The sequence below is a fragment of the Vibrio sp. 10N.286.51.E5 genome (genome assembly GCF_041469125.1).
Lineage (GTDB): Bacteria > Pseudomonadota > Gammaproteobacteria > Enterobacterales > Vibrionaceae > Vibrio > Vibrio crassostreae_C.
In genome coordinates, this window is record NZ_JBFRJZ010000019.1 from 110,886 (window position 1) to 133,340 (window position 22,455).

Consider the following 22,455-nt stretch of genomic DNA (forward strand, 5'->3'; position numbering starts at 1 on the left):
TGACTGTGTAATTATCCTGTCAGAAGTCGAATTTCCGTTTGTGATACCCGCTTTGTGCGAGATCTCTTACAAGTGATGTGAGACTAAGTCGCTTTAGACCGATGAAATCGTCTTGATGTTACACTAAGTTGCTGATTTTATTTGATTGTGTGTTTGTGGGCGTATTTCTCACCTGAAATGTTTTTTAAGACTATCTAGGAAACACGGCTATTTGCCGTAATATTTAACTTGTCGACAGGGAGTTGGCAGGAACAGGAAAAAGCCTAATGGACTAGGTATCTTCAGGATGAAGATTTGATTACTTAGGATGAGTGGTCAGCAAGGAAGTGATAATCTCTGGATGAGATTCGCCAGTCAGGATGACAGGCTAGAATGGACACCGCTAGGATGGCGATGAACAAAAAGGAAATTGGTTAAAGGATTTAGCCACTATCAAGGAAAGATGCAGGGAGCACCTTATCTCGAAGAGATAAACAGTAGCCGGATTGCTGCGATAGAGACTTAACCCCGCTAGGCGAAAGCCTTGCGGGGTTTTCTTTTATCTGGAGTTTGGGTTTGCTGAACACTCAGTTTATCGCTAAGTGTTTATTAAGTTTGGTTATTCGTTGTCTGCGTAGCGAATCGAGTTAATGAACCACTCTTTGTCGCCTTCCGGTGTTTTTACCGTAAACTCATCATCCACTTCTTTCTTGAGCAGAGCTCTAGCCATTGGTGAGTCGATAGATATATAGCCTTTAGCATCGCCGTAGATCTCTTCTGGGCCGACAATTCGAAACTTCTTAATTTCCCCATCATCATTCTCAATTTCGACCCAAGCACCGAAAAAGACCTTACCTTCTTGTTGAGGTGAGTAATCCACGATCGTGACATCAGGTAGGAACTTTCTTAAGAAACGCACTCGGCGATCAATCTGACGAAGCAAACGCTTATTGAAGGTGTAATCTGCGTTTTCTGAACGATCTCCTAGGCTTGCAGCCCAAGTGACTATTTTGGTGATCTCTGGACGCTTCTCGTGCCATAAGTGGTCATGTTCTGCTTTGAGTTTGTTATAACCTTCTCGGGTGATAAGTTTGGTTTTCATAAATCTGACTTAATGAAATGATGATCTAAGATAGAATATATAGAAAGGCAACATACGTTAACAATTATTTAGGCGACTTTTTCTCCAATAATGTTACATTTTTAATGTCTTATACCAATATACAATTTACCAAGAATGCTTAACCTTAGGTTTAAGCTTTAATAGGTGGAACCATTACATGCAAGAAAACTACAAAATTTTAGTGGTCGATGACGATGCTCGTTTACGTGCACTGTTAGAACGCTATCTGTCAGAGCAGGGCTTTCAAGTGCGTAGCGTGGCAAACAGTGAGCAGATGGACCGCCTGTTAACCCGTGAAAATTTTCACTTGATGGTATTGGATTTAATGTTGCCGGGCGAAGATGGTCTATCGATCTGTCGTCGTCTAAGAAACGCAAACAACTCGCTACCTATCCTTATGCTGACAGCAAAGGGGGATGAAGTGGATCGCATTGTGGGCTTGGAAGTGGGTGCGGATGATTACCTGCCAAAACCATTTAACCCACGTGAACTGCTTGCTCGTATCAAAGCGGTAATGCGTCGCCAAGTGATTGAAGCGCCGGGCGCACCAAGCACAGAAGAATCTGTGGTTGAGTTTGGTGAATTCCGCTTAAATCTAGGTACGCGTGAGATGTTCCGCGGTGAAGATCCGATGCCTCTTACCTCAGGTGAATTTGCGGTTCTTAAGTCACTAGTGACTAACGCGCGTGAGCCAATGTCTCGCGATAAGTTGATGAACATGGCGCGCGGCCGTGAGTATTCAGCGATGGAACGTTCTATCGATGTTCAGATTTCTCGTCTGCGTCGTCTAGTGGAAGAAGATCCAAGTAAACCTCGTTATATCCAAACGGTGTGGGGCTTGGGTTACGTATTCGTTCCAGATGGCAAAGCTGTGTAATTCAGCTTAATAAGCTCTACAGTAGCTTTATCGATTCTGTGAATCTTACGGGTCATCTCATTAATATGCGATGGCCCGTTTTCTATTCAGCACAATGGTTTAGAGTTATAGTCATATAACACTTTCTTTATCTTTCTACATCTCGGGTACCCCATGCGTATACGTAGCTCCTTTACTCAGTCGATAGTGCTTTTCTTAACGCTATTGGTCGCTAGCCAAATTTTTTCTTATTACGCGGTGTTTAACTATGCGTTGATGCCAAGTTTGCAGCAGTTTAATAAGATTTTGGCTCACGAGCTAAACCTGGTATTGGACCAAGGCAGTGATATCGAGATCGATGCGCCATTGCGTCAGCGTGTGCTTGAACAGCTCGGGGTAACCGTTCACGCCAAGGGCAGCGAAGCGGCGGGTGAGTATTACCATGCGGTCGCAATCGACCTGATGAGTGAGGAGATGACCAAGGAGCTGGGTTCTGAAACTGAAGTGCGGCTGATCTTGGGTAAAGAGAGCTATGTGCTTTGGATGGACATTGCGCAGTTACCCAACTCTTTAATTCGTATTCCGTTATCAGAGCTGCAAGAAGAGGATTTTGCACCACTGTTTCGTAACAGTCTGATCATGGCGCTGTTGATTGTCGCAGGTGGTTGGCTGTTTATCCGATTGCAAAACCGTCCGTTGATCGCGCTAGAGAAAGCGGCGCAAGGTGTCGGGCGAGGTGATATTCCACCGCCATTGCCAGTTCAAGGCGCACAAGAGATTCGCTCGGTAACTCGAGCCTTTAACCAGATGTCGAAAGGCATCCAAGAGCTAGAAGAAGACCGCGCCTTGTTGATGGCGGGTATCAGCCATGATTTACGTACTCCGTTAACGCGTATTCGCTTAGCAACCGAGATGATGTCGCCAGAAGACAGCTATTTGGCGGAAGGCATCATCAGTGATACCGAAGAGTGTAACGAGATCATCAGTCAGTTCATGGATTACCTAAAGCCTGTTGACAGAGACTCATTCCAAGCGGTGTTTGTCGATGATATTGCGCGAGAAGTCTCTAGCTCTGAAGGTGGCTATGAGGTCCAGATTGAAACCGATATTCCAGAAACCATGAAACCTGCGTTGGGCAACCCGATCGCAATGAAGCGTGCTGTGAGCAACTTGGTGGTGAATGCGCTGCGTTACGGTAATGGTTGGGTCAAGGTATCAACTGGTATGACGGCGGATAACAAGCTTGCTTGGGTGACGGTAGAAGATAACGGGCCGGGTATTCCACAAGACCAGATCGGAAAGCTGTTTGAACCTTTCACGCGTGGTGACACGGCTCGTGGTAGCGAAGGAACGGGCTTGGGCTTAGCAATTGTGAAACGTATCGTTAGCCAGCATCAAGGTGCTGTTGTGGTCAATAACCGCAGTGAAGGTGGCTTAAAAGCGCAGATCAGTTTCCCGGTTAAGCCCTAGTTATCATCGGTCCGTTTGATGACGATAAGTTCGGTTCGGGGAACGGTTAAGAGATCCCCGACTCGGTCATTCTTCCCTCTCCGAGGATGACGAATTGCTAACCATGGACTTTGATGATGAAAGTTTACTTTGATCGTCATTCCCTATCGTGAGGAACGAGCGAATAGGGAATCTCGCTCTTGCTTGATGAAAGTAACGCACACTAAAAAGGCTTCCTTGAGGAAGCCTTTTTTACGTTTGAATACGGTCTCAGTGTTAACTATGCCTTAGTGTTAACTACGCCTTAGAGTAAACATCGCGTTCACCCAACCAACGGTTGATGATCGCCTTAGCATTGTCTGGGTAGCTATCGTGAATATGACGCGCAATACGCTGCACTTCAGGTATCAAACGTTGGTCACGAATTAGATCGGCGATCTTGAAATCAGCCAAGCCAGTTTGTTTGGTACCGAGCAATTCACCGGGGCCACGGATTTCTAAGTCGCGCTGTGCAATCACAAAGCCATCGTTACTTTCACGTAGCACACCTAGGCGTTTCTGAGCGGTTTTAGACAGCGGAGAGTGATACAACAATACACAATGACTTGCGACCGAACCTCGGCCGACACGGCCACGCAGTTGGTGCAGTTGCGCTAGGCCAAGACGTTCTGGGTTCTCGATGATCATTAAGCTCGAATTCGGAACATCCACACCCACTTCAATCACGGTTGTCGCAACCAATAGATGCAGCTTGTTCTCTTTGAACTCTCGCATCACCGCTTGTTTCTCGGCGGGTTTCATACGGCCATGGACTAAACCAATTTTTACGTCAGGCAGTTTGCGTTGTAGCTCTTCTGCTGTATCAGCTGCAGCTTGAGCTTCCAGTACTTCCGATTCATCAATCAGCGTACATACCCAGTAGGCTTGTTTGCCTTCATTGAGACACGCATTTTTCACACGTTCAACAATGTCATCGCGCTTGGTATCAGGAATTGCCACGGTTTGAATTGGGGTTCGTCCCGGTGGCAGTTCATCAATAATCGAAGTTTCGAGGTCGGCATAGGCCGTCATTGCTAACGTTCGTGGGATTGGGGTAGCGGTCATGACCAACTGATGTGGGTAGTAGCCTTGCTTTGCGCCTTTCTCACGTAGCTCTAATCGCTGGTGGACACCAAATCGGTGTTGCTCATCAATGATCACTAAACCAAGGTTTTTGAACTCGACATGCTCTTGGAACAGGGCATGAGTACCGACCACCATTTGCGCTTCGCCACTGGCAATACGTGTTAGTTCAGTTTCACGAGCTTTGCCTTTGAGCTTACCTGCTAGCCATCCAACTTGAATACCCATTGCCTCAAACCAGTTGGCAAAGTTAATCGCGTGTTGTTCTGCGAGTAGTTCAGTGGGTGCCATAAGTGCTACTTGCTGACCATGTTCGAGTGCGCGAACGGCTGCCAGTGCGGCGACTAAGGTTTTACCAGAGCCCACATCACCTTGCACTAAACGCATCATAGGATGCGGCTTTTCCAAGTCAGCTTCGATCTCTTTGGTCACTCGTGCTTGGGCATTGGTTGGTGAAAACGGCAGCTGAGCCAGTAGCTTATCTTTAAGGGTGTTTACTGGAGGAAAAGGCATTGCCTTGTCTTGCTGCCCTTTGCTACGAACAGACAACATAGACAGGTTTTGAGCCAGTAACTCTTCCATAATTAGGCGCAGTTGCGCAGGGTGCTTGCCTTCATCAAACAGCTCTAGGTCAATGCCCGGGGGCGGCCTGTGAATGGTATGCAGTGCTTGTGCGAGGGTAATTTGGTGGTCGTATAAACCTGATGGGAGAAGCTCGTTAACTGCGGCCTTGTCGATTAGCTCTAAGGCTTGATCGGTAAGATTACGCAGCGTGACTTGTCTTAGCCCTTCGGTGGTTGGGTACACCGGAGTCAGATTGGCTTCAACGTCTGGCTGTTGCCTCGGCGCAAAGAATTTGTAGTCAGGGTGGACGATCTCAAGCCCCATATTACCGCGCTTGATCTCACCATAAGCATGCACTTGTTTGCCTTCGGCAAAGTTATTCTTCATGCCTGCAGTGAAGTTGAAAAAACGCAGTGTAATAGTGCCATTACCATCACTGATCTTTACTGCGAGCATCTTACGTTTACCGAAAATGGTATCGACGTGCATTACCTTGCCTTGCACTGCTGCCCATAAACCAGCATGCAGTTTTACGATTGGATAGATACGCGTTCGATCTTCGTAGCGCAAAGGCAGGTGAAATAGCAGGTCTTGTACATTGTTAAGCCCAACCTTCTCTAGTTTCTCTGCGACTTTAGCGCCGACTCCAGATAAAGAGTTGAGAGGGATAGCAGATAAAAGCTGTGACATAACAAGGCTCATAAACGTAAGAGAGATGATCTATTCAAGCATTTTACTGGATTTTTGTACAGGCAGGAATGGGAGGGAGCGCGGTAAATACTAGGATTACGGTTATAAAAATCCCCTTAAGCGATAAAGCATTAAGGGGATTTAAATTCTTGGCAAAACTATTATCAAGTTTAAACGTTAGTTCTTACGACGTCTTACTTTCAGCGCGTGTGGCATCACACGTAGCTTTTTCATAATACTTGCAAGATGAACACGATCTTTGGTGGTCAGCAAGATAGTCACTGTGTACAGGCGTCCATCACGTTCTTCAGTTGAAATACCGTGAATGTTCGAGCCTGTTTTCGAGATAACGTTAGTTAACTCAGCCAGTGCACCTTGGTGATTCTGCAGATCAACCTGAAGTTCAGCAGTGAACTCTTGGTCGTAATCGTCAGACCATTCAACCGCCATGTATTTGTCTGGTTCTTTCTGGTAACCACGAACGTTTGGACACGTTTCACGGTGAACCACAAGGCCACGACCTGGCGATACATGGGCAATGATGTGATCATCTGGAATTGGGTGACAACAGTTAGCGAACGTCAGTAGTAGACCTTCAGCACCACGGATAGCCAATTTCTTCCTTGGTGTGTCGCTGTTGTTTTCCACTTCAGTCAGTTCGTCAGCATCACCCAGTAGACGACGAGCAATAACGATACTCATCAGCTCACCAAGACCAATCGATGCCAGTAAGTCTTCAACATTGTCTAGGCGAAGATCAGACAATACGTGGTCGATATTCTCTTGGCCGATATCGCCAATAGAGTGTTCGCCAAGTGCATGATTCAGTAGACGACGGCCTAGCGTGATCGACTCTTCACGACGCATCGTTTTCAGAACCTGACGGATCTTAGTACGTGCACGCGATGTCACCACGTAGTTGAGCCATGCTGCGTTCGGGCGTGCGCCCGGAGCACTGATGATCTCAATGGTTTGGCCATTCTTCAGCGATTTGCTGAGTGGGTAAGGGTTCATGTCTACACGAGCACCTACACACATGTTGCCGACATCGGTATGTACCGCGTAAGCAAAATCGACCGCTGTTGCGCCTGCAGGAAGTTCGACAATGCGACCCTTCGGCGTGAACACGAAGATCTCATCTGGGAACAGATCAGACTTAACGTTTTCAATGAATTCGAATGAGTTACCCGCGCTTTGTTGCAGCTCAAGTAAGCTCTGCATCCAACGTTGTGCTTTAACCTGTGCGGTTGTGCCATTACTGCTGCGTGAGCCGTTGCCTTTGTAAGACCAGTGCGCTGCGACACCTTTGTCTGCCATTTGATCCATATCTTCAGTACGGATCTGAACCTCAACTGGCACCCCGTGAGGGCCGATCATTGACGTGTGCAGAGATTGGTAGCCGTTGGCTTTTGGTACCGCAATGTAATCTTTCATGCGGCCAGGGCGAGGCTTGTACAGGCTGTGAGCCTGACCAAGTACGCGATAACAAGTATCTGGGGTATCAACCACGACGCGGAAAGCGTAGATGTCCATAATGGTGTGGAAGCGCTGCTCTTTAGTTTTCATCTTGTTGTAGATGGAGAACAGGTTTTTTTCACGACCAAGTACGCGAGCAGGCAAACTGACCTCTTTAAGGCGGCCTTCAATTTCGCTATGGATACGTTGGATCATTTCCTTACGGTTACCACGCGCAGCTTTCACTACGTTTTTAAGTACGCGATAACGGTTAGGATAGAGGGCTTCAAAGCCTAGCTCTTCTAGTTCGGTCTTGATGTTATGAATACCAAGACGGTGAGCTAGTGGAGAATAAATCTCTAGGGTTTCACGAGCAATACGACGCTTTTTGTCAGGACGAAGTGCCCCAAGCGTGCGCATGTTGTGAGTACGGTCAGCTAATTTGATCAAGATAACGCGGATGTCTTGCACCATGGCGAGAACCATCTTGCGGAAGTTCTCTGCTTGCGCTTCTTTGCGATCACGAAATTTAAGCTTATCCAGCTTAGATACACCATCAACCAATTCAGCAACGGTATTGCCAAATTTTTCCTCTAGATCTTCTTTAGTGACATCACAGTCTTCGATGACATCATGAAGCAGAGCAGCTTGCAGGGTTTCGATATCCAGACGCATTTCTGCCAGGATTCTTGAAACAGCTACAGGGTGGATAATGTATGGTTCACCGCTTGAGCGGGTTTGCCCTTCATGGGCGTCTCTCGCTACCACATAAGATTGACGCAGAGCCTCAATTTGAGGCTCTGTTAGGTATTCTTGGGCAACGTCTTTGAGGCTATCGAATAGATACAAATTAAAGGCCCGGAAGGTTAATTAGTTCGAATGACGTTCTTAACGAGTGTGAGCGATGCTGCTTACTGCTGCAAGTTCAGCCGCTTCTTGCTCTTGTTGCTCTTGACGTTCACGAGCATCTAGTACGTCTTTAGTGATAAGACCTTCTTCGATTTCGCGAAGAGCGATAACCGTTGGCTTATCGTTTTCTTCAGGCACTAGTGAATCTTTACCGCCAGTTTGCATTTGACGTGCGCGGCGAGCCGCAATAAGAACTAGGTCGAAACGGTTGCCAACTTTTTCAACAGCGTCTTGAACAGTTACGCGTGCCATGAGGACTCCAAATAGTAATTAACTAATAAATTTTTGATGACGAGAAAGTATACAAGTTTAACTAGATACTTTCTAGATCACCGTATACTTATCTCAATAGAAAATCTAGGGGATCTAGATTATTCCGCTAATAAAGCAGTAAGCATGCCGCTGTATTTCGCTGCTTGCTTATCTTCTTTTAAGCGTTCCGCACGAATGATAGCTCTGAAGTCCATTAGGGCTGCATCAAAGTCGTCATTCACGATCACATAATCATATTCTGCATAGTGAGAAATCTCTGATTTTGCTTCGCTCATGCGTTTCGCAATAACTTCGTCGCTGTCTTGACCGCGAACATTCAAACGACGCTCTAGCTCACCATTTGATGGTGGAAGAATGAATACACTCTTCGCTTGAGGCATTTGTTCACGGATCTGACGAGCACCTTGCCAGTCGATATCTAGGAACACATCGATACCGCGGTTTAGGTTTTCTTCAATCCAAACGCGTGAAGTACCGTAGTAGTTGCCGAACACTTCAGCGTACTCTAGGAATTCACCTTTAGTAATAAGGTCTTCAAAATGATGCTTCTCTACGAAGTGGTAGTGAACACCATTTTCTTCACCAGGGCGCATACCGCGAGTGGTGTGTGAAACAGATACCTTCATTGCGTAGGTTGGATTGGTTTCTAGCATTGCTGAGATCAAGCTCGACTTACCTGCGCCACTAGGTGCAGATACGATGTAAAGAGTACCTTTGCCCATCTGTATATTTCCACTGTTGGTTGGATTGAGTGAAGGCAATAAACCTACACTTTAAAAGATAGCACTGACTCTAATTTTTGTTCCGATGGCGCATCTACTAATTGTGCCGTTGGTTACGTCTATAAAGAGATAACGAGTAAAACTAATAGAAGCAACTGGTGAAAATTAGGTCAGAAAAATGGAGGCGAAGAGTAGCATATTTAGATGATTGAGAACAACTGGCTTGATCGTTATTTATCAGCAAATGATCTTCTCAAAGATCTTTGTATAAATGTAATGACTCGTCATCGGTACTTTTTTATGTGATCTGGACAAAATTTGTTGAAGTTTTAATCTCAATCCTTACAATCCGCGCAAACGATTAAATGCTGTATATATCTAGTGATATGGACTAGATGTTTCTACTACCGAGCCTACCTTGGTGACTACAGTTTTTAGTGTAGAGACCTCTCTATTCTCACAGCATTTGAATCACCAAATTCTTAATTTATTGCAAAGGTTTTGTTGTGAGTACCGATTCCACCCTGAAAGCCCAGAACACCTCTGGCTCGCTTGATTCGATGTTTAAAATCACTGAAAGAAAAACCACGATTGGCACTGAGCTGTATGCGGGTTTCATTACTTTCTTGGCGATGAGTTACATTCTGGCGGTTAACCCAGCAATTTTGGGTGATATTCCAGGCATGGACAAAGGTGCCGTGTTTACTGCAACGGCTCTGTCTGCGGCAATCGCAACCCTAATTATGGGCATTTGGGGCAACTACCCAGTGATGCTTGCGCCGGGCATGAGCATGAACGGCTTCTTCAAAGGCTTACTATTAAGTGGTTCAGTCGCAGTACTTTGGAATGAGGCGCTGTTCGGCATTTTCCTGTCAGGTATCCTGTACCTCGCGTTCTCGTTAACTAATATTCGTAAATCGATGATTGAATCGATTCCTGAAGATTTGAAGTTGGCGATTACGGTGTCTCTTGGACTGTTCATTGCTTTCTTAGGTCTTAAGAATGCGGGCATCATCGTTTCTAACCCATTCGTATTGGTTGGCTTAGGCGACATTTCCGATCCAAAAGTGATCATCGCTTATGTGAGCATCTTCATCGCACTGGGTTGTATGGTTCGCGACATCAAGCTAGCAACGTTCATCTCGTTCGTTTCAGCTATTGTGTTGACGATTCTTGCTGACGTCTTCATGGGCACTTCAAACGCACCAATCCCAGAGCAGTTCATTGCTATGCCACCAAGCATGGCTGGCAGCTTCGGCGCTATCTTTGATTTCTCTGCTTTCACGCCAGAGAAAATGTTCGACCTACTGTTCATCGTACTTATCTTCTTGATTGTCGATTTCTTTGATGGCTTGAGCACCATTGTCGGCGTTGGCCGTGATGCGGGCATCATCGATAAAGACGGTAAGGTGCCAAACGCGAAATCGGCTCTAGTAGCAGATGCGGGCGGTACTGTGATTGGCTCTATTCTTGGTACCACATCAATTACCGCATTCTCTGAGTCTGGCATCGCTTCTTCTCAAGGTGCGAAAACGGGCTTGGCAGCAGTCATGGTGGCTGGTCTGTTCCTAATCTCGCTATTCCTATACCCAATCTTCTCTATCTTCTCGGCTGCAATGGTTGCACCGGCGATGGTAGTGGTTGGCATCTATATGGTCGGTCGCCTTGGTCAGATTAATTGGGAAAAGAAAGAGTCACGCATTGCAGCCTTTTTTACCATCATGTTCACAGTGCTAAGCTTCTCTCCTGCGAACGGTATGGCGATGGGCTTCATCAGCTACGCATTCACAATGGTTGTGGCAGGTAAGCGCAAAGAAGTACACCCGCTTATCTACGGACTGTGTGTGGTGTTCTTAACTTACCTGATTCTGCTTTAAGGCTAATTAGTCACTAAGAAGTCGCTAAGTAAAAGACAAACAGATGGCTCTGCAGTGAATGCGGGGCCATTTTTGTATTTGTTGCTTTTTACCGTTGCTTCTTAATGTTGGTTACCGATGAGTTGATGGCGTTAGCCTAAAGTCGGTGCTTTGACAGTACGCGACTTATATTGATGCATGCTATTGTAGAGACTGGATTAATTATTTTTTGAAGAGTGACTATGCCTTCTCACTTACCTAAATCTTTTAGTAAGCCGTTTTTAAAAGTATTCCACATTATGGAAGCGGTATTGCTGGTGGCGATCACGCTCGCGACCTTGTTTGCGATGGTCGAAGAGTTCATGCATGTCTTCGCTGAACGCCGAGTGCAATTGACCGACATTCTGCTGATGTTTATCTATTTAGAAGTGTTGGCGATGGTTCAGCAGTTTGTAATGAACGGTAAGATCCCAGTGCGATACCCAATCTATATCGCGATGATGGCGATTGCTCGTTACATCACTTTGGGCATGAAAGAACTCGATGCGGTATTGATCGTTTGGTTATCTTTAGCGGCATTTATCTTAGCAGCAGCAACTCTGTTGATTCGAGTCGGTCACCATTACTGGCCATATGTCGATCTCAGAACTAAGCAGCCGGACGAGTAAATTTTTTGAGATCAAAGTCTTACAAATCAAGCCCGGCGACCTAGCTGGGCTTGAATTCAAGCCAACCGAACAAAAAAACATCAAATTGTCCAAATAACGCTTTACAAGCAGGCTCAGATCACCAAGAATGGCGTCGCTCTGTTCTCAGGGTTATTAAATGAAACATCCAGTTGTAAAGTAGAACCCTTAGTATTGCTTCATTGTTATTCTCAGTGTTTCCCTTAGCTTCATAGATACATTAAATAATTCAAGCTTTCAGCGCATCGCACTTTTGGCGATTAATTTTTTATTTTTATATAAGGGACACATCATGTCTAACAAAGTAAACGGCGTAGTAAAATGGTTTAACGAAGAGAAAGGCTTCGGTTTCCTAACTCAAGACAACGGCGGCGCTGACGTATTCGTACACTTCCGTGCAATCGCTTCTGAAGGTTTCAAGACTCTTAAAGAAGGCCAACAAGTGTCTTTCGAAGTAGAGCAAGGCCAAAAAGGTCTTCAAGCTGCAAACGTTGTAGCTCTATAAGATTTTAAGTCGGCGCAGGTTGCAACAGCAACTTGCGTCACTTTCTCTCTCAAATCTGTTTCCCCCTCAGCTTTACCGCAACACTCTTCTCCACTAGCAATACCCCCTCTAAATATTCAAAAATCCTGTTTTATATCCGTCATCTCGTTCTATCTATCGCTGTATCTGTTCTTTGCTCTAACTCAATCTTCTACGTAACAACCAGTCACTTGCTCATCCTGATTGCCATTACTGTATCCATAAAAAAAGCCCCTAAAATTAGGAGCTCATTTTGGTCTAATCAACACTGTTAGTTAATCAACACAGATTAGGCTGATTACTCTGTATCGTGTACCGCTTACAGACTGTTATTCAATGTTCTGAATTTGCTCACGCATCTGTTCGATAAGAACCTTAAGCTCTACGCCTGATGCTGTGATGTCTGTGCTGATAGACTTAGACGCTAGCGTGTTTGACTCACGGTTGAACTCTTGCATCATGAAGTCTAGCTTACGGCCACAAGCGCCACCTTTCTTCAGTACTGCATTTGCTTCTTTCACGTGAGAATCTAGACGGTCTAGCTCTTCTGCTACGTCTGACTTCTGCGCAAGTAGGATAAGCTCTTGCTCAACACGAGAACCTTCAAGTTCGATTTTCGCATCTTCAAATTTGGTAAGAAGACGCTCACGTTGCCACTCTAGGATCTCAGGCATGCGTGCACGAACTTTCACTACTTCTTCAGTGATTGCATCTAAGCGCTGTACGATTAGCGCCTTCATGTTCTCACCTTCACGAGCACGAGCATCAATGAACTCTGCGATAGCATCGTTGAATGCTTCAAGTAGGTCTTTGTTGATGGCATCCATGTCTTGCTCTGGCGTTTCCATCACACCAGGCCAATTCATGACTTGGAATGGGTTCAAACGGCTGTCTTCACCTGTCATCGTCATTACTTGGTTCGCAGCATTGATTACTTGCTGAGCCAAACCTTCGTTAATGCTTAGTTCGCCCTTTGCAGCAGGGTTTGCTTCAAAGCGTAGGTTACATTCAACCTTACCGCGTGCAAGACGCTTACGGAAACGCTCACGCAAGATTGGCTCTAAACCACGGAACTGTTCAGGCATACGGAAGTAAGTTTCTAGGTAGCGTTGGTTTACACTACGGATTTCCCATACTGCGCTGCCCCAATCGCCTTTTACTTCTTTGCGTGCGTACGCGGTCATACTATAAATCATCGAATTTTCCTGTCTTTTATCATTCTGAAAATAACGCGCACGCATAGTATCACGATATGGTGTGCTCTCGAAGCCTGTCGCTTTTCACTGTAAATAGCCTTTCGTGATAAATAGCTTTGAACGGTAAATAGATTTGCACGATAAACTGCTATATAATCTTGCCCCAATCAAAACTGTCTCACCCCTTTCTTAGGTGATGCACTCTTTCGATAGTAAATCACTTCAGACTGTTAATAAGGTAGATACCAATGCGTCCAAATGACCGCGCTGTAGATCAAATTCGTCCAATTAAAATTACTCGTAACTACACAGCTTATGCTGAAGGTTCTGTATTAGTTGAGTTCGGCAACACTAAAGTTCTATGTAATGCGACGGTAGAAGAAAACGTACCGCGTTGGTTAAAAGGCCAAGGAAAGGGTTGGGTAACGGCTGAATACGGCATGCTGCCACGTGCAACGCACACTCGTAACCGTCGTGAAGCGGCGAGCGGCAAGCAAGGTGGTCGTACGATGGAAATCCAACGTCTGATCGCTCGTAGCCTACGTGCTGTTGTTGACCTGAAAGTAATGGGTGAAATTATGATCACTGTCGATTGTGATGTTATCCAAGCAGACGGCGGTACTCGTACTGCTTCTATCTCAGGTGCAAGCGTTGCAATGGCTGATGCTATCAACAGCCTACTCGCAAGCGGCAAACTGAAAAAGAACCCAATGAAAGGCCACGTAGCGGCAGTTTCAGTGGGCATCGTTGGTGCACAAGCACTGTGTGACCTTGAGTACGTTGAAGACTCAGCAGCCGATACCGACATGAACGTTGTAATGACGGAAGACGGTAAGATGATTGAGATTCAAGGTACCGCAGAAGGCGAACCGTTCAGCCACGAAGAGTTGATGCAGCTTTTAGCCCTGGCGAATAAGGGCATTGCTGATATTGTTGAAGCGCAGAAAGCTGCGTTGGCCGACTAGTCATTTTTAATAGCTCCCAATTTGGGGGCTATTTTTTTGTCTGTAAAACCTGAAAGGGTGGTACAGGGCGTAAGTTAAGTTTTATTGAGTAAACATAGAGGATGAACATGAAAGCATATCAACGTGAATTTATTGAATTTGCACTAGAGAAAGAAGTACTTAAGTTTGGTGAGTTTACTTTAAAGTCTGGCCGCAAGAGCCCTTACTTCTTCAATGCTGGATTGTTTAATACAGGTCGTGACCTAGCGCGCTTAGGTCGCTTCTACGCAGCAGCATTGGCTGATTCTGGCATTGAGTTTGATGTACTATTTGGTCCTGCATACAAAGGTATCCCAATTGCAACGACGACAGCGGTTGCACTAGCGGATCACCACGATGTAGACACGCCCTACTGCTTCAACCGCAAAGAAGCGAAAAACCACGGTGAAGGTGGCAACCTTGTCGGTAGCGCGCTTGAAGGTCGCATCATGTTAGTGGACGACGTGATCACTGCAGGTACTGCGATTCGTGAGTCGATGGAAATCATCCAAGCAAATGGCGCTGATTTAGCGGGCGTGCTTGTTGCTATCGACCGTCAAGAGAAGGGCAAAGGCGAACTGTCTGCGATTCAAGAAGTTGAGCGTGACTTCGGTTGTGCGATTATCTCAATCGTTAGCCTGACTGACTTGGTGACTTTCCTTGAAGAGAAAGGCACAGACGCAGCACACCTAGAGTCAGTAAAAGCATACCGCGCTCAATACGGCATCTAATACTACTCGTAATTAGACTATAGAATGCACAAGGGGCTGATGATTCATCAGCCCCTTTCCTTTTGGTTCAGTATTCATTATTTATAACGAATGCCGCGCTCCACTTCTGGGTCTTCCATGGTCTTAAAGCGCTTGTGCAGCCACATCCACTGTTCTGGTGCTCTTAAGATAATCTTCTCAAGGTAGCGGTTCATGTAGGCGGCAGCCGCTTTCTCATCTTTCTGTGGATAGTCATCTTCAATTGATTCATCGGCCATGATTTCATACTTGCCATCGGCATTTCTAAAACCAGACCCCGGAACAAGTGCACATCGGCTAGTGTAAGCTAGGATACTGGTGCCTGTTGTGGTACACGCATCTTCTACTGCGAAGAAAGGCACAAACACAGACTTGTTACGACCGTAATCATGATCCGGTAGGTAGAAAAGGATCTCACCTTGACGCAGGATTCGAATCATACGCTTCACGTCTTTACGGTGAATCAGGCGGTTGCCGTTTTGAGTACGACCACGGTATTGAATGAATTCATAAGCCGGATTGTTGTGCGGGCGATAAACACCTAAACCAGAAATACCTAATACAGCCATTGCTCGCGCAGTGATCTCTAGGTTTAAGGCATGCACACAGCATAGAAGAACACCTTTACCGTTAGCTTTGTGCGTACGCAGTGTTTGGGTGTCTTTATCTACTAGGATGCGCTTGAAGCGCCACGTCGGCCAAAACCAGGTAATACCGGTTTCGATCAGTGCCATACCGGTGTTCTTAAAGTTCTCACTGACCATTGCCGCGACTTCATCTGCTGGCTTGTCTGGGAAGGCGAGCTCCAAATTACGTGTTGCTACCGCGACGCGCTTTTTACCATAGCGAGCCCCCAAAGAGCCTAACGATCGGCCTAACAGCAGTAAGAGGCGATAAGGGAGAACGTTAACGATAAGCGCCAATAACCCAAAACCGAACCATACTCCCCAGTATTTAGGGTGGAGTAACGCCAGAGTAAAGGGTGGCTTAGTAATAACGTGTTGTGCAGTGCTGTTTGTCGGAGAAGTTTTCGTCGTCATAACCATCACTTAAGATTTGATTGCTACTTAATTTGATTGTTACTTAATCTGAGCGCTTAGCAGAGCCCAATAAGCATCAAAGTTTTCTGTTGGTTGATATTTGAAGTCTGAGCGAACAAATCGATTCAAGCTGCCTTCAACTTGACCGAGCAGTTGAGCGGCTAAGATTTTCTCATCAACCGGGAATGATTTCCCTTCACGAAGCTTTCTTTCACGCAGGATCTGGCGAAGTTGCGTCTCAATGCGTTCGAAAAGTTGGTTGATGCGATCACGCAGGCGTTCATTTTCAAACATTAGAGCATGACCAGATAAAATTCGAGTCAGGCCTGGGTTACGTTCTGAGAAAACTAAGATAAGTTGTAGTACTAGGCGTATGCGCTCTAGCGTGTCTTTCTCTTCATCCAGAATACGGTTGATTCGAGACATCAACGCTTCTTCAATGAACTCGATCAGGCCTTCAAACATGCGGGCTTTGCTTGGGAAGTGGCGGTATAACGCAGCTTCAGAAACACCCACTTGCTTGGCCAACTTTACCGTTGTGATACGAGAAGCACCTTCGGTCGATTCCAACATTTGTGCGAGAGCTTGTAGGATTTCTTCACGACGGTTTGATTTTCGAGTACCAGCCATCTATTTACTTCCTTTCCTAAAGATGAGGATTGAGTGAAGAAGGATTATAAACACCATTCAATTCTGTTTCCTAGTTTTGTAAGCCCTAGGTCAACAGAATCGAGAGGTGTCAGCAGATTATCAGAGCAAATTTGTGCGTTTATACATTAATAAGCTGTTGGATCTGATCGAGGATCTGGAAACCAAGTGTGTCTTTGCTTTCCAGTGGCAGAGATTTATCGCCGCCTTTCCAATAAAGGTGCAGCTCATTGCTACTGCTATTGAAGCCTTGGCCTTCAACTGAGACGTCGTTGGCGCAGATCATATCGAGGTTCTTTCTTTCCAGTTTACCGCGTGCGTACTTCTCAACATCTTGAGTTTCTGCTGCGAAGCCGACAGTAAATGGGCGACCTTCGGTCATTGAAGCGACAGAAGCGACAATATCTGGGTTTTTAACCATTTGAATGGTCATGTCGTCTTTACCGTCGACCTTTTTAAGCTTTTGGTCTGCAATGGTCTCAGGGCGGTAATCGGCAACTGCGGCGCAGCTGATGAAAATATCGTGTTGAGAAGCGTTAGCAGTAACGGCATCAAACATCTGTTGTGCGCTGTCGACATCAATACGATTAACTTTATTTGGCGTTGCTAATGAAACAGGGCCGCTGATTAGAGTCACTGTTGCGCCTTGTTTCGCTGCCGCTTCAGCCAGAGCATAGCCCATCTTGCCCGAGCTGTGGTTGGTAATGTAACGCACCGGGTCAATCGCTTCACGAGTCGGGCCTGCAGTAATAAGCACAGAACGGCCAGCAAGTGGCTTAGGTTGGAAGAAGTCTTCACAGCGATGCACGAGCTGCATTGGCTCTAACATACGACCCATACCGACATCACCACACGCTTGCTCGCCAGCCGCTGGCCCCCAAACTTCACAACCACGACGTTTTAGTGTCGCAATGTTCTCTTGAGTGGCAGGGTGGCTGTACATTTGTTGGTTCATTGCCGGAGATACCGCAACTGGCGCATCGGTTGCTAAAACCAAAGTGGTCAGTAGGTCGTTACCCATGCCCGCTGTCATACGAGCAATCAGGTCTGCGGTTGCTGGCGCTAGTAATACCAAGTCAGCCCACTTTGCGAGCTCAATGTGCCCCATGGAAGCCTCAGCAGCAGGATCAAGCAAACTATCAGACACTGGCCTTCCAGAGACGGCTTGCATGGTGAGAGGAGTAATGAACTCCTTGGCTGCATTCGTCATCACGACTTGTACTTGTGCTCCACGTTCAATTAAGCGTCGAGTCAGTTCGGCACATTTATACGCAGCGATACCACCACTAATGCCAAGTAGGATTTTTTTCCCAGCCAGGCCTTGTAGGTCAGCGTTATCCAGTTGATTAACCAATGTTTGCATGATTCTGTTCCTTAATTTCTCTGCGACTTACGATATCAGAACAAAGGATAAGTGCCTAGAAGCAGAACTCGAACAGAGTTGACGCTCATCAAGTTGGTGTTATCAAACTTATCAATTACACGATTTTGTTAGTGTCTCGTTTCCTTTGATCTCTATCGAAGGATCTCTGATTACGATCTCATTAAGGTGATGGGTTGTGTTCATGACCAATGATTGTCTTTATATGCCAGTAGATAAAATACCTGCCGAATCGATGCCGAGAGAAAAGTTGTTAAATAGAGGGCCTGATTCTTTGAGTGATGCTGAACTGCTCGCGATATTCCTGCGAACAGGGACACAAGGAATGAACGTCTTGGAACTCGCTGACAAGTTGATCAAAGACTTTGGCTCACTCCGTCATCTTTTTTCAGCAACACAGGAAGAGTTTTGTGCTCATAAAGGGATGGGGCAGGCCAAGTATGTTCAATTGCAGGCTGTATTAGAGATGACGCAGCGTTATCTAGCAGAGACTTTATCTCGTGGAGATGCGCTTACGAGCCCTAGCCATACTAAGCTTTATCTTTCGAGCATGTTGCGTGATCGCCAGCGAGAAGCCTTCTATATATTGTTCCTCGATAACCAAAATAGGGTAATAAAGGACGAGGTGATGTTTGAAGGAACCATCGATGCCGCATCGGTTTACCCGCGGGAAGTGGTTAAACGGGCACTTCATCATAATGCGGCGGCATTAATCTTAGCTCATAACCATCCTTCAGGTGTTGCTGAGCCCAGCCAAGCGGATAGGCGGATTACACGCCGATTAACCGACGCATTAGCGCTGGTGGACATCCGAGTTCTCGACCATTTTGTCGTTGGAGATGGCGAAGTTGTCTCTTTTGCAGAGCGTGGATGGATTTGAATCACATTTTAGGTTGTTAGTTGCGTTAAATCTGCTATTATTCCGCCCACATTTTTAGACCTAAAATCAGCTCTGATTACTCAAGCAAGCTGCGCTGCACAAAAAAAGATCACGAAATCCGTAAAAAGGATCTGTTCGGGTCTTGAGCAATGCGTGTCAAGTTAGTATAATGCGCGACCTTTGATAGCCTTGTATGGATTTTCCATAACGGTTTTTACCTTCTATTTTAATTGATAGAGAGGTTCGGCCACCAAGGTTGATATCGAGCTGAAACGATTGGAGAAGACATTCATGTCCCGAGTATGCCAAGTAACTGGTAAGCGTCCAGTAACGGGTAACAACCGTTCACACGCACGCAATGCTACTAAGCGCCGTTTTCTGCCGAACCTACAAACTCATCGTTTCTGGGTAGAGAGCGAAAAACGTTTTGTTAAACTACGTCTAACTGCTAAAGGCATGCGTATCATTGATAAGAAAGGCATCGATGCTGTTCTTGTTGATATCCGTGCACGTGGCGAAAACGTTTAAGAGGAATTAAGCAATGGCTAAAGGCATTCGTGAGAAAATTCGTCTAGTATCTTCTGCAGGTACTGGTCACTTCTACACAACTGATAAGAACAAGCGTAACATGCCAGGCAAATTTGAGATCAAAAAGTTTGATCCAGTAGTTCGCCAACACGTTATGTACAAAGAAGCTAAAATCAAGTAATTGATGCTTTTTTTGCTCTTCTTCAGTAGAAGAAAGAATTGAAAAACCCAGTTTAATCGCTGGGTTTTTTTATATCTAAAATTTGAGGAACTCAATTGTTCTTGCTTGATATAGCGTCTGATCGATAGAAAACTGCACAACATAGAAAGTATTGCCACTTTCACGATATACTGAATGTTCAATAGGTTAGATGAGCAGAATCAGATGAGATATCGTGGACGCCGGTGGAACAACATACTCATGTTCAGTGTGATCGCTTTTATTGGCGTGTTAAACCTTCCAACATTGATCAAAGCGTACCTTATTGAACCTGAACCGCAGGTTGATAGCCCTTATCCTTATCTCCTGAATCCAGCGGCAGAGCTTCAAGCGCTGCACTTTGCTAAGTGGTCTGTCATTCAACAAGACAATCAATGGGTTTACCAGTTCGAAGATACAGACTTCCCTCAAACCACCAATGCACAAGAGTTGTCACAACGTTGGAAAGAGCTTGTGGGCACGGAAGTTGACTCACAGACCTACACAGACCTTACGCCTCGGTTAAGTACACCACACACCATCGAAGTATGGTATCAAGACCAAGAAGAGCCCCAGCGTATTACCTATTATCAATTGCCGGAGTTCTGGTTGTTAAAAAACTGGAATGATCAGTGGTTGGCGGTGTCTATTGAAGAGAGCTACCTGTTTCCAAGCTTTAACGCTAACCACTCCTCTAAATCGGACGACTAGATTATGCCTGAATTACCCGAAGTCGAAGTAAGCCGCATGGGGATCTCGCCTCATTTAGTCGGTGAGACCATTAAAACTCTTACTTTTCGCACGCCCAAGCTGCGTTGGGATATCCCACAAGAGTTAAAAGCATTAGAAGGGCAGGTGATTCGCTCTATCTCGCGCCGTGCAAAGTACCTATTGATTGAAACGGATACTGGTACTGCCATTGTTCACCTTGGTATGTCTGGCTCACTACGCGTATTAGATGCTGACTTCCCAGCAGCAAAGCACGATCACGTGGATCTTAAGCTCACTAATGGAAAAGTACTACGCTACAACGATCCACGTCGTTTTGGCGCTTGGCTGTGGTCTGCTCCCGACGAAACACACCCTGTGTTACTCGGTTCTGGCCCTGAACCACTAACCGATGACTTCAACGCTGACTACATTGCTGAGAAAGCAGAAAAGCGTAAAGTGGCCGTCAAGCAGTTCATCATGGACAACAAAGTGGTGGTTGGTGTGGGTAATATCTATGCCAATGAAGCGCTATTTGCTTCACGTATTAGCCCTTTGCGCCCTGCAAGCAAAGTGACAAAACAAGAGTGGGTCTTGTTGACCAAAGAGATCAAACAAGTGCTCGCCACCGCCATTAAACAAGGTGGTACTACGCTAAAAGATTTCGCACAAGCAGATGGCAAACCGGGGTATTTCGCCCAAGAGCTGCAAGTGTATGGGAAAGCGGGTGAAAAGTGCCCAAGCTGTGAAGCATTGATTCAAGAGCTAAAAATCGGACAGCGCAATACGTTTTATTGCGAAGAGTGCCAAGTATAGAAAATCTGAACTCGTGTTCACTTTTTATTGCTAGTCGATAGGCTAGCGAGTGGCTACAATTGTACTAATTATATGAATTGAGAATAGTAGAATGAAATATTTAGTAACTGGCGTTGCTGGTTTTATTGGCTCTGCAGTGTCAGAGCGACTATGTGCGGCAGGGCATGAGGTTGTTGGTATCGATAACCTAAATGACTACTACGAAGTCTCTCTGAAACATGATCGCCTTAAGCGTATCGAGCATGAAAAGCTTACTTTTATCGAGCTGGATCTCGCTGATAGAGAAGGTATCGCTGAGCTTTTCGCACAGCAAAAGTTTGACCGCGTCATTCATTTAGCGGCGCAAGCTGGCGTTCGTTACTCAATTGATAATCCAATGGCGTATGCTGACAGTAATCTTGTTGGCCACTTAGCTATTCTTGAAGGCTGTCGCCATAACAAGGTTGAACACCTAGTGTACGCTTCATCAAGCTCTGTTTATGGCTTGAACCAGAAAATGCCATTCCACACGGCAGACAGCGTTGATCACCCAATCTCATTGTACGCAGCGACTAAGAAGTCGAATGAGTTGATGGCACACACTTACTCGCATCTATATGACGTACCAACGACAGGTCTTCGCTTCTTTACGGTTTACGGCCCTTGGAGTCGACCTGATATGGCGATGTTCAAGTTTGCGAATCTAATCGTAGCGGGCAAAGAAATCGACATTTATAACAACGGCGACATGATGCGTGACTTCACTTATATCGATGATATCGTTGAAGGTATTATTCGTGTTCAAGATCGTATACCAGCCAAGCAACCAGATTGGACCGTTGAGCAAGGGTCACCAGCAACCAGTTCTGCTCCGTATCGCGTGTTTAACATCGGTCATGGCAGCCCGGTTAAATTAATGGACTACATCGAAGCATTAGAAGGTGCTCTAGGTGTTGAAGCGAAAAAGAACTTCATGCCAATGCAGCCTGGTGATGTGTACGCGACTTACGCTGATACGGAAGATTTGTTTGAAGCGGTCGGCTACAAGCCTCAAGTTAAGATCCAAGAAGGAGCGAAAGCTTTCGCGGATTGGTATAAAGCTTATTACTCGCTGTAGTAATGTAAGCGCGCAATTAAGCAG

Annotated in this window: 22 protein-coding genes and 1 riboswitch; of the genes, 13 read left to right on the top strand and 9 right to left on the bottom strand. The window is 45.8% G+C overall.

Annotated features, from left to right (window positions below; translation table 11 throughout):
- Positions 1 to 598 precede the first annotated feature (598 nt).
- Positions 599 to 1,081 (bottom strand): transcription elongation factor GreB, encoded by a 483-nt coding sequence (gene greB, locus AB4161_RS06740; protein ID WP_017062470.1) that lies wholly within the window; start codon positions 1,079 to 1,081, stop codon positions 599 to 601.
- Between the two features lie 178 nt (positions 1,082 to 1,259).
- Here greB and ompR point away from each other — a divergent pair, with 178 nt between their 5' ends.
- Entirely contained in the window at positions 1,260 to 1,979 is a 720-nt protein-coding gene (gene ompR / locus AB4161_RS06745) for a two-component system response regulator OmpR (RefSeq protein ID WP_010433618.1), read from the top strand.
- Positions 1,980 to 2,132: 153 nt separating this feature from the next.
- Positions 2,133 to 3,428 (top strand): two-component system sensor histidine kinase EnvZ, encoded by a 1,296-nt coding sequence (gene envZ / locus AB4161_RS06750; RefSeq protein ID WP_102320999.1) that lies wholly within the window; start codon positions 2,133 to 2,135, stop codon positions 3,426 to 3,428.
- A 276-nt stretch (positions 3,429 to 3,704) separates the two neighbouring features.
- Here envZ and recG read toward each other — a convergent pair whose 3' ends face one another.
- The 4 genes from recG to gmk form a co-directional block, all read right to left on the bottom strand.
- Positions 3,705 to 5,783, bottom strand: a complete 2,079-nt coding sequence (gene recG / locus AB4161_RS06755) for an ATP-dependent DNA helicase RecG (RefSeq protein WP_017066313.1) — start codon at positions 5,781 to 5,783, stop codon at positions 3,705 to 3,707.
- Positions 5,784 to 5,960: 177 nt separating this feature from the next.
- The gene (gene spoT / locus AB4161_RS06760) at positions 5,961 to 8,087 is read right to left on the bottom strand and encodes a bifunctional GTP diphosphokinase/guanosine-3',5'-bis pyrophosphate 3'-pyrophosphohydrolase (RefSeq protein WP_372074877.1); all 2,127 of its coding nucleotides are present in this window, start codon (positions 8,085 to 8,087) and stop codon (positions 5,961 to 5,963) included.
- A 39-nt stretch (positions 8,088 to 8,126) separates the two neighbouring features.
- Entirely contained in the window at positions 8,127 to 8,399 is a 273-nt protein-coding gene (rpoZ, locus tag AB4161_RS06765) for a DNA-directed RNA polymerase subunit omega (protein ID WP_009848003.1), read from the bottom strand.
- 119 nt (positions 8,400 to 8,518) lie between these two features.
- Positions 8,519 to 9,142, bottom strand: coding sequence for a guanylate kinase (gene gmk / locus AB4161_RS06770; protein ID WP_017062466.1), 624 nt, complete (start codon positions 9,140 to 9,142; stop codon positions 8,519 to 8,521).
- Between the two features lie 348 nt (positions 9,143 to 9,490).
- Positions 9,491 to 9,590: riboswitch (purine riboswitch) on the top strand.
- 58 nt (positions 9,591 to 9,648) lie between these two features.
- On the opposite strand from gmk, the gene AB4161_RS06775 reads away from it, so the two are divergent.
- From AB4161_RS06775 to AB4161_RS06785, 3 genes are all read left to right on the top strand, one after another.
- A complete protein-coding gene (locus AB4161_RS06775; RefSeq protein ID WP_017062465.1) occupies positions 9,649 to 11,019 on the top strand; it encodes an NCS2 family permease in 1,371 nt (456 codons plus the stop codon).
- Positions 11,020 to 11,240: 221 nt separating this feature from the next.
- Complete coding sequence (locus tag AB4161_RS06780) at positions 11,241 to 11,666, top strand: phosphate-starvation-inducible protein PsiE (protein ID WP_017062464.1); 426 nt, start codon at positions 11,241 to 11,243, stop codon at positions 11,664 to 11,666.
- Positions 11,667 to 11,976: 310 nt separating this feature from the next.
- On the top strand, positions 11,977 to 12,189 hold the full coding sequence (locus AB4161_RS06785; RefSeq protein WP_017071067.1) for a cold-shock protein: 213 nt from the start codon (positions 11,977 to 11,979) through the stop codon (positions 12,187 to 12,189).
- A gap of 347 nt (positions 12,190 to 12,536) precedes the next feature.
- Here the strand turns inward: AB4161_RS06785 and AB4161_RS06790 are convergent, their stop codons facing one another.
- The gene (locus AB4161_RS06790; RefSeq protein WP_017059268.1) at positions 12,537 to 13,403 is read right to left on the bottom strand and encodes a YicC/YloC family endoribonuclease; all 867 of its coding nucleotides are present in this window, start codon (positions 13,401 to 13,403) and stop codon (positions 12,537 to 12,539) included.
- A gap of 248 nt (positions 13,404 to 13,651) precedes the next feature.
- On the opposite strand from AB4161_RS06790, the gene rph reads away from it, so the two are divergent.
- Positions 13,652 to 14,368, top strand: coding sequence for a ribonuclease PH (gene rph / locus AB4161_RS06795; protein WP_009847983.1), 717 nt, complete (start codon positions 13,652 to 13,654; stop codon positions 14,366 to 14,368).
- A gap of 107 nt (positions 14,369 to 14,475) precedes the next feature.
- On the top strand, positions 14,476 to 15,117 hold the full coding sequence (gene pyrE, locus AB4161_RS06800; RefSeq protein ID WP_017059267.1) for an orotate phosphoribosyltransferase: 642 nt from the start codon (positions 14,476 to 14,478) through the stop codon (positions 15,115 to 15,117).
- A 77-nt stretch (positions 15,118 to 15,194) separates the two neighbouring features.
- Here pyrE and lpxL read toward each other — a convergent pair whose 3' ends face one another.
- The 3 genes from lpxL to coaBC all read right to left on the bottom strand — a co-directional run bounded on the left by lpxL (position 15,195) and on the right by coaBC (position 18,186).
- Positions 15,195 to 16,175: an LpxL/LpxP family Kdo(2)-lipid IV(A) lauroyl/palmitoleoyl acyltransferase gene (lpxL, locus tag AB4161_RS06805; RefSeq protein WP_017059266.1), complete on the bottom strand. Its 981-nt coding sequence runs from the start codon at positions 16,173 to 16,175 to the stop codon at positions 15,195 to 15,197.
- Between the two features lie 39 nt (positions 16,176 to 16,214).
- Complete coding sequence (slmA, locus tag AB4161_RS06810; protein WP_004741428.1) at positions 16,215 to 16,805, bottom strand: nucleoid occlusion factor SlmA; 591 nt, start codon at positions 16,803 to 16,805, stop codon at positions 16,215 to 16,217.
- Between the two features lie 139 nt (positions 16,806 to 16,944).
- Positions 16,945 to 18,186: a bifunctional phosphopantothenoylcysteine decarboxylase/phosphopantothenate--cysteine ligase CoaBC gene (gene coaBC, locus AB4161_RS06815; RefSeq protein ID WP_065584549.1), complete on the bottom strand. Its 1,242-nt coding sequence runs from the start codon at positions 18,184 to 18,186 to the stop codon at positions 16,945 to 16,947.
- A gap of 223 nt (positions 18,187 to 18,409) precedes the next feature.
- Between coaBC and radC the strand changes: the two genes are divergently transcribed.
- The 6 genes from radC to AB4161_RS06845 all read left to right on the top strand — a co-directional run bounded on the left by radC (position 18,410) and on the right by AB4161_RS06845 (position 22,431).
- Positions 18,410 to 19,084 (top strand): DNA repair protein RadC, encoded by a 675-nt coding sequence (radC, locus tag AB4161_RS06820; RefSeq protein WP_372083061.1) that lies wholly within the window; start codon positions 18,410 to 18,412, stop codon positions 19,082 to 19,084.
- A 291-nt stretch (positions 19,085 to 19,375) separates the two neighbouring features.
- On the top strand, positions 19,376 to 19,612 hold the full coding sequence (gene rpmB, locus AB4161_RS06825) for a 50S ribosomal protein L28 (RefSeq protein ID WP_004728407.1): 237 nt from the start codon (positions 19,376 to 19,378) through the stop codon (positions 19,610 to 19,612).
- Between the two features lie 13 nt (positions 19,613 to 19,625).
- The gene (rpmG, locus tag AB4161_RS06830) at positions 19,626 to 19,793 is read left to right on the top strand and encodes a 50S ribosomal protein L33 (protein WP_002535344.1); all 168 of its coding nucleotides are present in this window, start codon (positions 19,626 to 19,628) and stop codon (positions 19,791 to 19,793) included.
- Positions 19,794 to 19,997: 204 nt separating this feature from the next.
- Positions 19,998 to 20,522 carry a hypothetical protein gene (locus AB4161_RS06835; protein ID WP_372083058.1) on the top strand — a complete coding sequence of 175 codons (525 nt, stop codon included), beginning with the start codon at positions 19,998 to 20,000 and terminating at the stop codon, positions 20,520 to 20,522.
- A gap of 3 nt (positions 20,523 to 20,525) precedes the next feature.
- Positions 20,526 to 21,335, top strand: coding sequence for a bifunctional DNA-formamidopyrimidine glycosylase/DNA-(apurinic or apyrimidinic site) lyase (gene mutM / locus AB4161_RS06840; RefSeq protein WP_017063089.1), 810 nt, complete (start codon positions 20,526 to 20,528; stop codon positions 21,333 to 21,335).
- 91 nt (positions 21,336 to 21,426) lie between these two features.
- Positions 21,427 to 22,431 carry an NAD-dependent epimerase gene (locus AB4161_RS06845; protein ID WP_017063090.1) on the top strand — a complete coding sequence of 335 codons (1,005 nt, stop codon included), beginning with the start codon at positions 21,427 to 21,429 and terminating at the stop codon, positions 22,429 to 22,431.
- Positions 22,432 to 22,455: the final 24 nt, after the last annotated feature.

Bases quoted from the DNA above. Each gene is read 5' to 3' on its own strand.
- greB (WP_017062470.1), bottom strand. From the start codon at position 1,081: ATGAAAACCAAACTTATCACCCGAGAAGGTTATAACAAACTCAAAGCA.
- ompR (WP_010433618.1), top strand. From the start codon at position 1,260: ATGCAAGAAAACTACAAAATTTTAGTGGTCGATGACGATGCTCGTTTA.
- envZ (WP_102320999.1), top strand. From the start codon at position 2,133: ATGCGTATACGTAGCTCCTTTACTCAGTCGATAGTGCTTTTCTTAACG.
- recG (WP_017066313.1), bottom strand. From the start codon at position 5,783: ATGTCACAGCTTTTATCTGCTATCCCTCTCAACTCTTTATCTGGAGTC.
- rpoZ (WP_009848003.1), bottom strand. From the start codon at position 8,399: ATGGCACGCGTAACTGTTCAAGACGCTGTTGAAAAAGTTGGCAACCGT.
- gmk (WP_017062466.1), bottom strand. From the start codon at position 9,142: ATGGGCAAAGGTACTCTTTACATCGTATCTGCACCTAGTGGCGCAGGT.
- AB4161_RS06780 (WP_017062464.1), top strand. From the start codon at position 11,241: ATGCCTTCTCACTTACCTAAATCTTTTAGTAAGCCGTTTTTAAAAGTA.
- AB4161_RS06785 (WP_017071067.1), top strand. From the start codon at position 11,977: ATGTCTAACAAAGTAAACGGCGTAGTAAAATGGTTTAACGAAGAGAAA.
- AB4161_RS06790 (WP_017059268.1), bottom strand. From the start codon at position 13,403: ATGATTTATAGTATGACCGCGTACGCACGCAAAGAAGTAAAAGGCGAT.
- rph (WP_009847983.1), top strand. From the start codon at position 13,652: ATGCGTCCAAATGACCGCGCTGTAGATCAAATTCGTCCAATTAAAATT.
- pyrE (WP_017059267.1), top strand. From the start codon at position 14,476: ATGAAAGCATATCAACGTGAATTTATTGAATTTGCACTAGAGAAAGAA.
- lpxL (WP_017059266.1), bottom strand. From the start codon at position 16,175: ATGACGACGAAAACTTCTCCGACAAACAGCACTGCACAACACGTTATT.
- slmA (WP_004741428.1), bottom strand. From the start codon at position 16,805: ATGGCTGGTACTCGAAAATCAAACCGTCGTGAAGAAATCCTACAAGCT.
- coaBC (WP_065584549.1), bottom strand. From the start codon at position 18,186: ATGCAAACATTGGTTAATCAACTGGATAACGCTGACCTACAAGGCCTG.
- radC (WP_372083061.1), top strand. From the start codon at position 18,410: ATGCCAGTAGATAAAATACCTGCCGAATCGATGCCGAGAGAAAAGTTG.
- rpmB (WP_004728407.1), top strand. From the start codon at position 19,376: ATGTCCCGAGTATGCCAAGTAACTGGTAAGCGTCCAGTAACGGGTAAC.
- rpmG (WP_002535344.1), top strand. From the start codon at position 19,626: ATGGCTAAAGGCATTCGTGAGAAAATTCGTCTAGTATCTTCTGCAGGT.
- AB4161_RS06835 (WP_372083058.1), top strand. From the start codon at position 19,998: ATGAGATATCGTGGACGCCGGTGGAACAACATACTCATGTTCAGTGTG.
- mutM (WP_017063089.1), top strand. From the start codon at position 20,526: ATGCCTGAATTACCCGAAGTCGAAGTAAGCCGCATGGGGATCTCGCCT.
- AB4161_RS06845 (WP_017063090.1), top strand. From the start codon at position 21,427: ATGAAATATTTAGTAACTGGCGTTGCTGGTTTTATTGGCTCTGCAGTG.